The sequence below is a fragment of the Lignipirellula cremea genome (genome assembly GCF_056501455.1).
Genome location: NZ_CM151415.1, coordinates 720068 through 733159, shown reverse-complemented (window position 1 = coordinate 733159; position 13092 = coordinate 720068). Strand labels below are relative to the sequence as shown.

Annotated in this window: 8 protein-coding genes; 4 read left to right on the top strand and 4 right to left on the bottom strand. The window is 65.9% G+C overall.

The features are described from left to right. Nucleotides 1-32: 32 nt before the first annotated feature. Nucleotides 33-842: an inositol monophosphatase family protein gene (locus tag SH602x_RS02900; RefSeq protein WP_479475375.1), complete on the bottom strand. Its 810-nt coding sequence runs from the start codon at nt 840-842 to the stop codon at nt 33-35. A 283-nt stretch (nt 843-1125) separates the two neighbouring features. Here SH602x_RS02900 and SH602x_RS02895 point away from each other — a divergent pair, with 283 nt between their 5' ends. The 3 genes from SH602x_RS02895 to SH602x_RS02885 all read left to right on the top strand — a co-directional run bounded on the left by SH602x_RS02895 (nt 1126) and on the right by SH602x_RS02885 (nt 5785). Beyond that, entirely contained in the window at nt 1126-2553 is a 1428-nt protein-coding gene (locus tag SH602x_RS02895; RefSeq protein ID WP_479475374.1) for a DUF1570 domain-containing protein, read from the top strand. Between the two features lie 484 nt (nt 2554-3037). Continuing rightward, nucleotides 3038-4993, top strand: coding sequence for a peptidylprolyl isomerase (locus tag SH602x_RS02890; RefSeq protein WP_479475373.1), 1956 nt, complete (start codon nt 3038-3040; stop codon nt 4991-4993). Between the two features lie 495 nt (nt 4994-5488). After that, nucleotides 5489-5785: a hypothetical protein gene (locus tag SH602x_RS02885; protein ID WP_479475372.1), complete on the top strand. Its 297-nt coding sequence runs from the start codon at nt 5489-5491 to the stop codon at nt 5783-5785. Nucleotides 5786-5893: 108 nt separating this feature from the next. On the opposite strand, the gene murJ is transcribed toward SH602x_RS02885, so the two are convergent. Beyond that, complete coding sequence (murJ, locus tag SH602x_RS02880) at nt 5894-7426, bottom strand: murein biosynthesis integral membrane protein MurJ (RefSeq protein ID WP_479475371.1); 1533 nt, start codon at nt 7424-7426, stop codon at nt 5894-5896. A 133-nt stretch (nt 7427-7559) separates the two neighbouring features. Here murJ and ligD point away from each other — a divergent pair, with 133 nt between their 5' ends. Then, nucleotides 7560-10301: a DNA ligase D gene (gene ligD / locus SH602x_RS02875; protein ID WP_479475370.1), complete on the top strand. Its 2742-nt coding sequence runs from the start codon at nt 7560-7562 to the stop codon at nt 10299-10301. A 304-nt stretch (nt 10302-10605) separates the two neighbouring features. Here the strand turns inward: ligD and SH602x_RS02870 are convergent, their stop codons facing one another. Together SH602x_RS02870 and ku are read right to left on the bottom strand one after the other, a co-directional pair. Then, entirely contained in the window at nt 10606-11832 is a 1227-nt protein-coding gene (locus SH602x_RS02870) for a tetratricopeptide repeat protein (RefSeq protein ID WP_479475369.1), read from the bottom strand. Between the two features lie 26 nt (nt 11833-11858). Next, nucleotides 11859-12866: a non-homologous end joining protein Ku gene (gene ku, locus SH602x_RS02865; RefSeq protein WP_479475368.1), complete on the bottom strand. Its 1008-nt coding sequence runs from the start codon at nt 12864-12866 to the stop codon at nt 11859-11861. Between the last annotated feature and the right edge of the window lie 226 nt (nt 12867-13092).

Here is a 13092-nt window from a genome sequence, read left to right as displayed (position 1 = left end):
CTCCCCCCGGATTCGTTAGCCGCAATCGGAAATCACGACTCCGCAGGCGCGGTTCGGAGCAGTTCCACGAACCGTTCGTGCAGGGCAGGGGTCGCGGAAATGACGATTTTCGGATCGGCCAGGTCCAGCGGCTGACCGTCGACCCGGCTCACCGTCGCCCCCGCTTCCTCGGCAATGACGATCCCCGCGGCGACGTCCCAGGTCTTCACGGTTTCCGTCCAGAACGCGTCCAGCCGCCCGACCGCGACGTAACAGATGGTCAGCGCCGCCGATCCGAGCCGGCGAATGCCGCGCGAGTCTTCCAGCACGCGCAGGAACTGCTGAATCTGACGATGCTTGCGCGAAATGCGCGGGGCGAAACCGACGCCGATGAGAGCCTGATCCAGATCGACGCACGCGGTCGGCTTGATCGGCTGTTCGTTGCAGAAGGCGCCCTCTCCGACGGCAGCGGAGAACATCTCCTGAAGCAGCGGATCCCAGATCGCGCCCGCGACGATCCGACCGTTGTGGGCCAGACCGATCGAAACCGCATAGGGGGCGAGCCCGTAGGCGTAATTCACGGTCCCATCGAGCGGATCGACGATCCAGCAATACTCGTCCTTCAGCCGAGCCAGGTCGGAGGCGTCGGCTTCCTCTGCGAGAAACGCGAACTCCGGCGTTCGCTGCTCCAGGAACTGTTGAATCGCCTGCTGGGCTTCGAAATCCGCCTCGGTGACGAGATCCCCGGGCGATTTTTCGCGGGCGTTGAACTTGCCCCGCCAGCGATCGAGGACTTCGCCCCCCACGAGAGCCGCCTCCACGCACAGGCTCCGGAAGTCGGAGCGAGAATCGGAGGCGTCCATGGAATACCAGTCGTCAGGAAGAAACGAAGCGCCGGAAGCTGCCGAAATCCGCGGAAGCGACCGCGGTTCCTTGAGCGTCGGCCATCATAGCCTCCCGCCCCGACGCGCAAAGTCTGGACGACCGGCACGAAGGCGTACCCAGCCTCCGCCAGGCCACGTCTTCGATTGGACCTGTCGGCAGCCGGTCAGTTACGATTGAGGGGCGGCTTCGTTCCGTCCGTTCGCTCCTCGTCGCTCGTTCGCCTTGTCTCCCACGTCGTCGAATTCCCTCTTCCGTCTCCCGATGCGAACGGTTTCGGTCGTCGGCTGCGTCGCGGCGTGCATCGCGTTCGCGACGGCCGTTCACGCAATTCGCGGCGACGAAGTGACGTACCGCCTCCCGGACACGGACGTCGTCCTGTCGATTCCGGGCACGATCCGCCTCCGGGGTCGCATGATCTCGATCCGCCACGGACGGTTCGGCTCGGTCTATTTCGCCCGGGACGAAGTCGATTTCGTCCGGATCCCGTCCGACCGCGACGCTATTCCGAAGCTGATTCGGGATGCCGCCGGTGCGAAGGATGTCGAGGCTTTGCTGGCCGCGGGACGCCTCGCGCTCAAGGCCGGACGCCCCGACCTGTTCCGGGTGGCGCTCGCTTCGCTGAAGGAGCTCGCGCCGGATCATCCGAAGGTCGCGCGCCTGACGAAGTTCGTCGCGGCGTACGACGCGGCGCCGGGCGACCGGGACCAGGCTGCCCTCGAGCGGACGACGTTCGGCGAGAACGGTCCGTTCGCAGCGTTCGATCGGCTGCGGGTGCGGCTGTACGTCATCGATCCAGCGCCGGACGACGCATCGAAAGCGCTCGCCGAGGCGCGCGCGACCCTGATGGAGCGGACGAGCGAGGCCTTCTTCTTTCTGCTGGTCCTCGACGGACTCGACCTCAAGCTGCCCGACCGGCCGCTGGTGGGCGTCTGGTGTACGCAGGCTGCCGACTATCAGAGACTTCGCGAATCGCACGGACCGACGTTTCCGGAAGCGACCGGCTTCTTCGCCGCGGACCCCGGCGTCTCGGTCTTTTACGACCAGTCGACGGGCAAACGCTTTGCCCCCTACTTCTCGCTCGCCGCGGCGATGCAGTCGGAACGGAAACAGGCGAAGGCCCAGAACCACCCCAACCTCGCGGAAATCACCCGCCGGGCCGACGCGATGCAACTCGTCGCGAAGGCCGCGAAAGAACGGGCGGATGTCGAAACGGTCGTGCACGAGTCGGTGCATCAACTCCTCGCCCTATCCGGAATGTTTCCCTCGGATTCGAACCCGCCCCGATCGTTGCACGAAGGTCTGGCGACCTACTTCGAAGGCTACGACGGCGAAGACTGGGCCGGGCCCGGCGCGCTGCTGAAGGAACGTCACGCCCGGCTGATCGAACTGCTCGATCAGCCCGACTCGTACACGCTCGCCGAGGCGCTGGAGGACGGATCGCCCGTCGGCGGAGCGAAGCTGGCGCCGCTCGACGCGTACGCTTACGCCTGGGGCGCGACCTACTTTCTGGCCGAGACCCGGCCCGCGGAGTTCTTCCGCTTCTGTCGATCCGTGGGCGAAGAATCCAAGGGGGCGAAGCTTCCGCCCGAGCGTCTGCGGCAGTTGCTGACCGACGAACTGGGCGCCGACGTCGGCTCGCTCGACGCCGAGTGGCGGACGTTCATGCGGTCCCTCGCGCCGAAACCGTAGAGTGCAACTCACGGTTCGCGCCGCTGGCGAGTTCGACGCGTGCGAGTCTCCCGTGTGCCATGGCTGGCTTGTCCAGCCGTGCCGAAAGCGGAGTACGGTCGTCCCGCAGGCTCTCGGCTTACACGATCGAGCTGCGTCGAGCGGATTTCCCCCTTGGACGAGCGCTTCGAGAGGCTGCACGGCTGGACGAGCCAGCCATGGCACACGGATAGTCCGTTTCGCGACGTCTCGTTTTTGAGGCGTCGCGGATTCGATATCAGGACTTTCGTGCCCATTGCGAACTGCGAACTGCACTCGAAAAGTTCAGCGTCGGCCGATTCGCCTTGACGCCTGGCGACCGCTCCCCGTATTCTCCCGCGCAACCGTCCGGCGATCGGCGTGCGCTTCGCGACTTTCGCGTGCGTTCCGGTCCGATCGCTCCGGAAGTCACTGCCCAGGTCGACGCTCACGAAGAGCGACGAGAAGGTTGAAGGAGCGACGAACGATGTCGAAGTTTCTCGCGAACCGCCGCGCCGCGCTGGCGTCCGGATTGTTCCTGAAGTCAGCCGCGATCGCGCTGGCTGGCGCCTTCGCCGGCGAAGCGGTCCAGGCGCAGACCGGTCCGGCGAAGGCGCAGACTGGTCCGCCGAAGGCGGCGACGCGGCCTGCCGCTCCCGGCGTCTCCGTCACCGTGGCGGAGAAGACCCCCGCGAGCGCCAAGGCGCGCAAGCCGAAGCTCAGCGAGATGAAGGTCATGGCCGTCGTCAACGCCGAGACCATCTCCCGCGATCAGCTCGCCAAAGAATGCCTCCGCCGCTACGGCGAAGAGGTGCTTCAGAACCTGATCAACAAGCGTCTGATCCTGACCGCCTGCGAGCGCGCCGGCGTCGTGGTCACCGAACAAGACGTCCACGACGAAGTCGATCGCATCGCACAGCGATTCGGCCTGTCGCGGGAACGCTACCTGCAGATGCTCGAAATCGAGCGGGACATTCCCCCCTCGAAGTACATGAACGAAATCGTCTGGCCGATGCTCGCGCTCCGCAAGGTCGCGGCTAACCAGATCGAAGTCTCGCCGCAGGACATCGCCGAACAGATGGAGACCGAATTCGGTCCCAAGGTCCGCGTGCAGATGATCTCCGGCAAGGATCCGCAGCGACTGGCCCAGCTCCGCGAGCAGGCCGTCGCGAACCCGGACGAATTCGGCACCCTCGCGAAGGACTACAGCGAGGACCGCACGAGCGCGAGCGGTCGCGGCTGGATTCCGCCCGTCCGGAAGCACATGGGCGACGCCGAGATCGAACGCGTCGTGTTCGGCCTGAAGGAAGGCGAGATTTCGCCCGTGGTCTCCGCCGCGGGTCAGCACTTCATCTTCAAGTGCGTGCAGCACGAAGGCCCGGTCTTCCTGCCGGAAGAACATAAGGCCCACGCCGAGGCGCAGATCGTCGAGCAGCTCCGCGACCGGAAGATGCGCGACGTCGCGGCCAACCTGTTCGAGAAGCTGCAGAACGAATCCGAAATCAAGAACGTCTACAACGACGACGCCCTGCGGCAGTCGATGCCCGGCGTCGCCGCGTCGGTCAACGGCGTCCCCGTCACGATCGAGCAGCTCTCGAACGAATGCCTGGAGCGTCATGCTTCGGACGTTCTCACCGGCGAGGTGCATCGCCTGATCCTGGAACAGGAGATGCGGAAGCGCGACGCGAAGGTCGAAGAGGCCGATCTCGACGAAGAGATCGCCCGCGCCGCGGAACTCTACGGCTACTCCAAGCCGGACGGCACGCCCGACATCGACGCCTGGCTGAAGTACGTCACCAAGGACGACGCCTCGACGATCGAGCTTTACGTTCGCGACGCGGTCTGGCCCTCGGTCGCGCTCAAGAAGCTCGTCGACTCCGAAGTGGTCGTGACCGAAGACGATCTGCAGAAGGGCTTCGAGGCCAACTTCGGACAGCGCGTCGAGGCGCTCGCCATCGTCTGCACCAATCAGCGTCAGGCGGCCAAGTGCTGGGAGATGGCCCGTCAGAACCCGACCGACGAGTTCTTCGGCGAACTGGCGTACCAGTACTCCGTCGAGCCCGTCTCCCGCGCTAATCGCGGAAAGATCCCGCCGATCCAGCAGTTCGGCGGACGTCCGGAACTGGAGACCGAAGCGTTCCGACTGCAGAAGGGCGAACTCTCCGGCGTGATCGCCGTCGGCGACAAGTTCCTCGTGCTGCGATGCACGGGTCGCACCGAGCCGGTCGTGACCGAGTTCGCCTCGGTCCGAGACGAACTCTACAAGGACATCCATGAGAAGAAGCTCCGCGTGGAGATGGAAAAGACGTTCGACCGGCTGAAGGAGTCGTCGCAGATCGACAACTTCCTCGAAGGGACTTCGCAGTCGGGCGTTCGCCAGGCTTCGGCGGAGCTGCCCGTCGGAGGCGACCTGCGAGCGCGGTTGCCGGTCACGCCGCGCTGACGTCGAGCCCCGCTCGCTGAAGTCGAGCGGAACTGAACACGATCGATCGCGAGCCGCGCTTGTTTCAAGCGCGGCTCGCTTCGTTCGACAGGTAAGTCTCGAAGCTCCGGCTCTTGTAGGGCTGGCGCCCTCGCCTGCCAGAATCGTGTACCAGCCTCATTGCAGGCGAGGGCGCCAGCCCTACATCAGTCGCTGACAGCGCGGCGTCACTCGCTTCGAGCGAGGCTCGCTTCGTTCGATATCGCCCGACCGGCAGAGGCTTCGTCAAGAGCGCGCGACGAAAAACGCGAAAGCGAATTTTCGAGCGTCCACATTCGTCCGCTTATCCCGTTGCCGCTCCGAATCGAGCGACGTTAGGATGAAGTCATCGACCGACGTCCGTGCGCGAAGCGATCAAGCGCGGACATGCGAGGAGACGTCGACGCGACTCGCGAATATTTCGCGGAATCGAACCGATGGTCTCCTCCCGTCGTTCTCGTCCTGAAGGAACGTCAGATGATGCGTCATGAGTGCGACCGCTGTCGGCGGGAAATCGAAACGGAGAACGAGGTCTGGTACGCGCTCCGGATCGAGGCGCTGCCGCACGCGAACGTCCTCGCGTCCGACGACGACCGCGATCATCTGATGGAAGTGGTGGAAGAGCTCGACGCGATCGAGTCGACTGCCGGGGGGCTCGTCACCGACTACGAACCGCTCGAAGCGACGTACGAACTGTGCGAAGAGTGCTACGAGAAGTACCGCAAGTCGCCCCTCGGCGCCGAACCCTCCGTCCTCGGCTTCAGCCGAAACTAGCGGCCCGTCGATCGTTCTCTGTAAGGTTGATCGAAGAGTTCCGGGTGCCACTGGCTCCGCCAGTGCCGAAGCTGTTTCGATCGTCCAACTCAGTTGACGCGGAGCCGCTCACGAAGTCCGTCGTGTCGCGGAAGCTGCCGCCGCGACGCCTCGCCTGACGAACTCGTCGCCCAGGCCGTAGAGCAGGGCGACGTACGCAGCGACCGCGACGAACAGCCCGGCGACGACGCTCGCGATCGATCCGTGCTGCATCACGACGTACGCCGCGCCGACGCTCAGCGCCGCGGCGATTCCTGATCGGACGATCGTCGCGATCAGCCCCCGCGCTGAACCGGGCAGCCGGAGCAGCGCGACCGCGACGAGCAGGACGCTCGCGTTGAGCAGCATGTAGGCCGACGTCGCCGCGGCGATACCATTCGCGCCGAAGCGATCGACGAGCGCGAACTTCAGCCCGACTCCCAGCGCGAAGCCCGACACGCCGATCGCCGTGGGCAGCCACGTCCTGCCGAACGCGAGGAAGGTCTTCGCGCCCAACTCGCCGACGACCGCCGCGATCAGGGCGCCCAGGTAAAGATTCAGCAGCGTCGCGACGCGCTCCGTATCGTGCGAAGAGAACTCGCCCCGTTCGAAGCAGGCGGCGATGATCGATTCGCCGCAGACTCCGATTCCGAGGACGATCGGAATCAGCGCCACGACGAGGAAGCGCCATCCTTCCGCCAGATCGCGTCCGAGCTTGTCCATCTCCCGCGCGGCCGCGCGACGCGCGAGGGCCGGGAAGATCACGACCGAAAGACCCGTCGTCGCGATCGTCGCCGCCGCCAGAACGATCCGCCAGGCATAGCCCAGATGGGAGATGCTCCCTTCGGGAAGCGCCGCGGCGAGCGGACGATCGATGATCAGATCCAGGCGCGAGACCGCGTGTCCGAGCAGCAGCGGCGCGCCCATCGCGAGAAACGGCACGAGCGCCGTCCAGGAACCGGCGAACGCCAAGCCGCGCGGCGAAGGCGTCTTCGCCGCGAGCCCGACCAGTCCGACGGCTGCGCCCGCGAGCGTCGCCCACGCGAGGGCTTCGACCGACCGATCCGACAGGGCGAGAAAACCGACGATCGTCGCGACCGGCCCGACGACGCCCCATGCCGCGGGATAAAGAAAGTTTCCGCGCGCGTGCTCGATCCCGTAGTAGGCGCCGGTCAGCACGCTCAGCGGAATGAGCCACGCGAGGATCGCCAGCAGCGTCACGACATCCGCCTCGACAAGCTCGGCATACAGCAACCGGCAGATCTCCTCCGCCCCGAGCGCGATGCCTGCGGCGAAGAGCGTCGATACGATCGCGAGCGAAAACAGGACGCAGGCGACTTCGCTCTCCGCCGCAGCGGTCCCGCTTTCCGACTTGCGGCGATGGTAGAGCGGAACGAAGACGCTCGTCGCCGCGCCGGAAATAATTCCGCCGATCGTCAGCGGAATCGCGTACGCGGCGAGGTAGGCGTCCAGGTCGAGCGACGCCCCGAACGCATGGGCGAGAACCAGTTGCAGCACGAACAACAGCGCGAGCTGCGCGAACGACAACGCCGTCACGCCCGCGACCGAACGAAGCGAGAAGGAACCGGCGGAGGGCTTATCTTGATCGGGCGTTTCCGCCATCGGCGCTTCGTCGTGTCGGAGCAGGATCGCCCAAGTTTACGTCGCCCGGGACGATCGCAGGCGACTCGTCGAAACTCGGCTGCCTGCCATAATTCCCCGGCAACTCTGAATCAGCTGACCTGAGGGTCTCGCGATGGCTCCCCTCGAGGAATACCGCCGGAAGCGTCGCTTCGACCAGACGCCCGAGCCGACCGGCTCTGCCGACACGGCGAAGTCGACGAAGAAGAAGGCCGCCAGGAAGAAAGCCGCGAAGAAGCGTGGGGCGAAGGCGCTTTCCTTCGTCGTTCAGAAACATGACGCCAGCCGGCTGCATTACGACTTCCGCCTGGAACTGGACGGAACGCTGAAGAGCTGGGCCGTGCCGAGGGGGCCGTCGTTCGACCCGCGGGAGAAGCGCCTGGCGGTCGAGGTCGAGGACCACCCGCTCGACTACGCCGGCTTCGAGGGGATCATTCCGCCCGGCCAGTACGGAAGCGGCACGGTCATCGTCTGGGACCGCGGAACGTGGACCCCCCTCGGCGATCCGCATGAATCCCTGGCGGCGGGCAAGCTGAAGTTCGAACTCGACGGGGAGAAGCTTCGCGGCGGATGGACGCTGGTGCGGATGCGTTCCCGCGGCGGCGACGGAAACAACTGGCTGCTCATCAAGGAAAAGGACGACGAAGTTCGGCCCCTCTCTGAATACGACGTCCTCGACGATCGTCCGGAGAGCGTTCTTTCAGGTCGCACGATCGACGAAACCGCCGCCTCGCCTGGTCGGGTCTGGAAATCGAAACGCGACGAGCAGTCGGAACCCGCGACGAAAAAGAAGACCGCGAAGAAGAAGACGAAATCCACGTCCCCCGCCAAGGCGACGCCGGCGAAGAAGTCGTCCCGTTCACGCAGCGACGAGGAAGCGGCGATCCCCCAAGCGAAGAAGGCGCCGTTCCTCAAAGGGGTCGAGCCCCAACTGGCGACGCTGGTCGATAATGTCCCCGCCGATCCGGAGCGGCTGTACGAGATCAAGTTCGACGGATATCGACTGATCGCGTACGTGCAAGACGGGTCGACGAAGCTCGTCACGCGAAACGGCCTGGACTGGACCGCGCGCTTTCGCGAGTTGGCGACGGCGCTCGGCGAACTGAACGTCGAATCGGCGATTCTCGACGGCGAGGCGGTCGCGCTCGACGAGCAGGGCGCCAGCCGGTTCGAAATGTTGCAGGCGGCGCTCCGGGAGAAGAACTCGAAGAACCTCGTCTTCTTCGCGTTCGACCTGCTCTACCTGAACGGCTTCGACCTTCGCGGCGCGGCGCTGGTCGATCGGAAGCAAGCGCTCGAACAGGTCCTCGCAAGGCAAAAAACGTCACGCGTGCAGTACGTGGAGCATGTCGTCGGCGACGGAGCCGCTTTCGTCGAGAGCGCGAAGCGGCTGGGACTCGAAGGGGCGATCAGCAAGCGACCCGACGCGCCTTACCGCGGCGGACGCGTCGGCGACTGGCTCAAGATCAAGCATTCGCGGCGGGAGGAGTTCGTCATCGGCGGCTTCTCCCAGTCGACCGCCGTCCGCCGGGGCTTGAAAGCGATCCTCGTCGGGTCCCACGACGAGAACGGCGACCTGATCTATTCCGGCAAGGTCGGCACCGGCTTCGATCAGGCGGCGCTCGACGACCTGCGGGAGCGACTCATGGCGCGGCAGACGGAGGCGAGTCCGTTCGCGAACCTCGACCGCAACCCGGTGAAGGAGCAGACGGTCTGGGTGCGACCCGAGCTCGTCGTGCAGGTGGAGTACTCCAACCGCACGACCGACGGCCTGCTGCGACATCCCTCCTTCCAGGGCCTCCGCGAAGACAAGCCCGCGGAGAGCGTCACCTTCGAACGGGCGAAGCACGTCGTCGCGGCCGAAAAGCGAAAGGGTCCGAAGCGGAAGAAGTCGGCGTCGACCTTTTCGGCATCCGACGAATCCGAAGTCCACGGAAAGAGGCGCCGGGCCATGACTGACGACGACGTCGCCGAACTCGAAGGCGTGACCTTCACGAATCCCGACCGCGTGCTCTATCCGGAGCAGGGGATCACGAAGTTCGCCCTCGCGAAGTACTACGTCGAGGTCGCCGACTGGATCCTGCCGCACGTCATGAACCGTCCGCTCAGCCTGGTCCGTTGTCCGCAAGGGGCGGGAGCGAAGTGCTTCTTCCAGAAGCACGCCGGCGCGGCGGTGCCTGACGCGCTCGTGCGAATCGACATCAAGGAAGGCGAGGAACCTTATCTCGCCGCGAAGAACCTGGCGGGGATTCTCTCGCTGGTGCAGATCGGCGTGCTGGAGATTCATATCTGGGGCTGCCGGATCGACGATCTCGAACGGCCCGACCGGGTCGTGTTCGATCTCGATCCCGATCCGTCCGTCGCCTGGCCGCGCGTCGCCGAAGCGGCTCGCGACTTCCGGCAGCGGCTCTCCGACCTGGGGCTCGCGAGCTTTCTCAAGACCACGGGGGGCAAGGGGCTGCACGTCGTCGTGCCGCTCGATCGTCGTCGCGGCTGGGACGACGTGAAGGCCTTCGCCAAGGCGCTCTGCGAGCGCGTCCGCGACGATGCGCCCAGCGCCTTCACGACCAAGATGTCGAAGGCGGGCCGCACGGGGAAGATCTTCCTCGACTACCTGCGGAACGATCGCGGCGCCACGTTCATCGCCCCTTACTCCACGCGATCGAAGCCCGGGGCCCCGGTCTCGACGCCGATCGCCTGGGAGGAACTGGGCCAGGGCGTCAAGTCCGACAGCTTCCATCTCGGCAACATCGCCGACCGGCTCTCGACGCTGAAGCGAGATCCGTGGGAGGAGCTGCTCCAGACGCGGCAGTCGCTGACCGCCGCCATGCTGAAGCAGGTCGACGCGAAGCCGTAACGGCAGCCCTTTCGTAGGTCAGGCATTGCCTGACGGCTATCGCTGAACGGATCGAGCGTGAGCTAACGCGGCGAAAAGACAAAGCGGCGATCGAGGGACGACGACCGTCGAAGTAGCCGTCAGACAATGCCTGACCTGCTGGTCGGACAAGTCTTCAGTTGTCATGTGTGCCATGCCCACATCGCGCAGCAGGGTGGGCATGTTGGGTTCGGCCGGCCCTTTACATGCCCACCCTTCCTTCGGAGATGTGGGCATGGCACAGAGACGCGACCACCGTCGAAGTAGCCGTCAGGCGGTGCCTGACCTACGAATTTGGACCGAGCTCTTCCAGCCGCTGCCGCGCGTGGTCGGCGAACTCGCTGGCGTCGTCGAGGCGGAGATAGGCTCGCCAGCATTCGCCTGCTTCGGACGCACACTCGGTTTCGTCCAGAGCGTCAGCCAGGCTGTAGAGGGCTGCCGCGTTGTCGGGGTCGAGCGCGACGGCTCGCTTCGCGGCGGCGACCGACGCCTGGCAGCGACCGGCATCGGCGAGTGCGATGCCGAGGTTGAGCCACGCGGCGGCATGTTCCGGATCGAGCTCGATCGCCTGGCGATACCGTTCGATCGCTCCCTCCAGCCGGCCAAGCGCGCGGATCACGTTCGCCAGGTTGAAGCAGACGTCCGGGTCGGGACCGTACTTTTCAAGCCACTCCTGATAAGCCCCCTCCGCGGCCTCGTGATCGCCTTGCGATTCCAGTCGGCAGGCCCGTTCGAACTCCCGCTCGATGTCGGGAGCAGCGTGATCGCCCGGCGCTTCGCGTCGATCGGCGTTCTCGCGCTGCTCGGCGAACGCCACGATCGACAGGCGGCGCGGAGCGGTCTGTTCCTCTTCCGCGAAGTCGAACAGGCGCTGGCCGTCGATATCCATCAGTTCGCCGCGGTCGTCGCGGAGCGTCATCCGCCGGTCGAGCAGGTCCAGCCGCACGAGCGACCGCTCGGCCTCGGGCAGCCAGCGCCGCAACCGCGACAGCGTCCGCTTGAGTCGCTTCGCGTCGACGCCCGCACGGACCAGGTCGTCCAGCCGACGGACGGCCGCGATCTGCGGAAAGTCGAACAGGTCGACCCCGCGGACGGTCTCGACCGGCGCGAGCAGTCCTGCGCGAATCCAGCGGCGAATGCGCTCGGCGGAAATCTTCGTCCGCTCGGCGATCTCCGAAAGGGAATACCGCGTGCGGATCGCTTCGCTCCGTTCGGACAGACCGAGCAGAGCGAGCCAGTCCTCCTCCCGCACGACGCGGGGATTCGACCCCCCCGTACGCTCGACGCCCATTCGCGAAAGCGGAAGGGGCAGGCGACCGGTCCGCGAGATGGGGCAGCTGCCTTGCCCGATCACGATCAGCGAGGCCCGACCGTCCGACCGCCGGCAGGTCTGTCCGCCCGCTTCGGCGACCAGTCGCTTCGCCTCGGCTCGCGACAGCGACGCGAGCTTGCCCACGAACGCGACCCGTTCGCCGGCGAGGGGCAGTTTTCGCGGCTTCGATTCCGCGCTCATGCTCGGACCTCCCTGCTCGAACGGTCTCAACCCGACTTCCGCTTCGCCGTCTTCTTCTTCGCCTTCGCGGCGCCGCGGCTGGCCACGCTCGCGGCGGCAGGCCGCGCGGGCTTCTTCGCCGAGGCGGCCTTCTTCGCGGGAGTCGCGCGCTTCTCCGCCGCAGGCTTGGAAGCGGCTTTCTTGGATGCAGACTTCTTCGGAGCGACCTTCTTCGGAGCGGCCTTCTTCGCCGCCGCGGCGCCGGGCTTGGAGATGCGTTTGACGCTCTCGCGCAGGGCGTCCATCAGGTTGATGACGTTCGGCTCTACCTCAGGCGGCGGAGTGACCAGCTCGTGCCCTTCGACCTTCGCCTGGATCAGTTCGGTCATCCGCTCGACGTAGTCGTCCTTGTACTGCGAGGGATCGAACGCCTCGACGGTCATCGCCTCCAGGAGCGACCGGGTCAGCTTCTTTTCATGAGCGGCGGCGGAAGCGGCGGGGGCTTCGTCTTCGAAGGCGGAGCGCGGCTTCGTTTCGGCCTCGAATTGCAGCACGTCCATCGCGAGCAGCGGTCCCGACGCGCGCAGGCGAACCAGGCGTTCGCGACGGGAGATCACCACCTTCCCGACCGCGTGCAGCGACTCCTCTTCGAGCGCGTCGCGGAACAGCGCGTAGGGCTTCTCGCCGACCGGTCCGTCCGGCGTCAGGTAGTACGTCTGGCCGGCCAGATAGACGGGGTCGATCGAATCGCCGGGCACGAACGCGTCGACGGCGAGCGACTTGTCGCCCGGCAGGCGGATCTCGTCGATCTCCGCCTTGTCGATCACGGCGTACTGCCCCTCGGCGTATTCGTAGCCGGAGACGATCTCGTCCGACGAAACTTCGCCGTGGATCGGACAGACCTTCTGGTAGCGAATTCGGCTCTTGCAGGTCGCATGCAACTGGTTCAGTTCGATCCCGCGCGACGTGTGACGGCTCGCGGCGGTGAACGCCGCGACGGGGATCGAGACCAGGCTGACGCGGACGTAGCCTTTCCAGGCGGCATGACTGGGCATGAGGGACGCTTCGGAAGCGGGCGCACGCCTCCTGCGTCGAACCGACCATCCTGCCCCACGCGTAGCTAGCAAAGCTTGCGCCAGAAGCGCCAGCGCCGGACCTCACGGGCGTTCAGACAGCCGCCCCGAACTCTCGGAGGACCATGCCCACATCTCCGGAAGGGCGGGCATGAAAAGGGGCCGCGCGAACCGAACATGCCCACGCTGCTTGCGCGACGTGGGCATG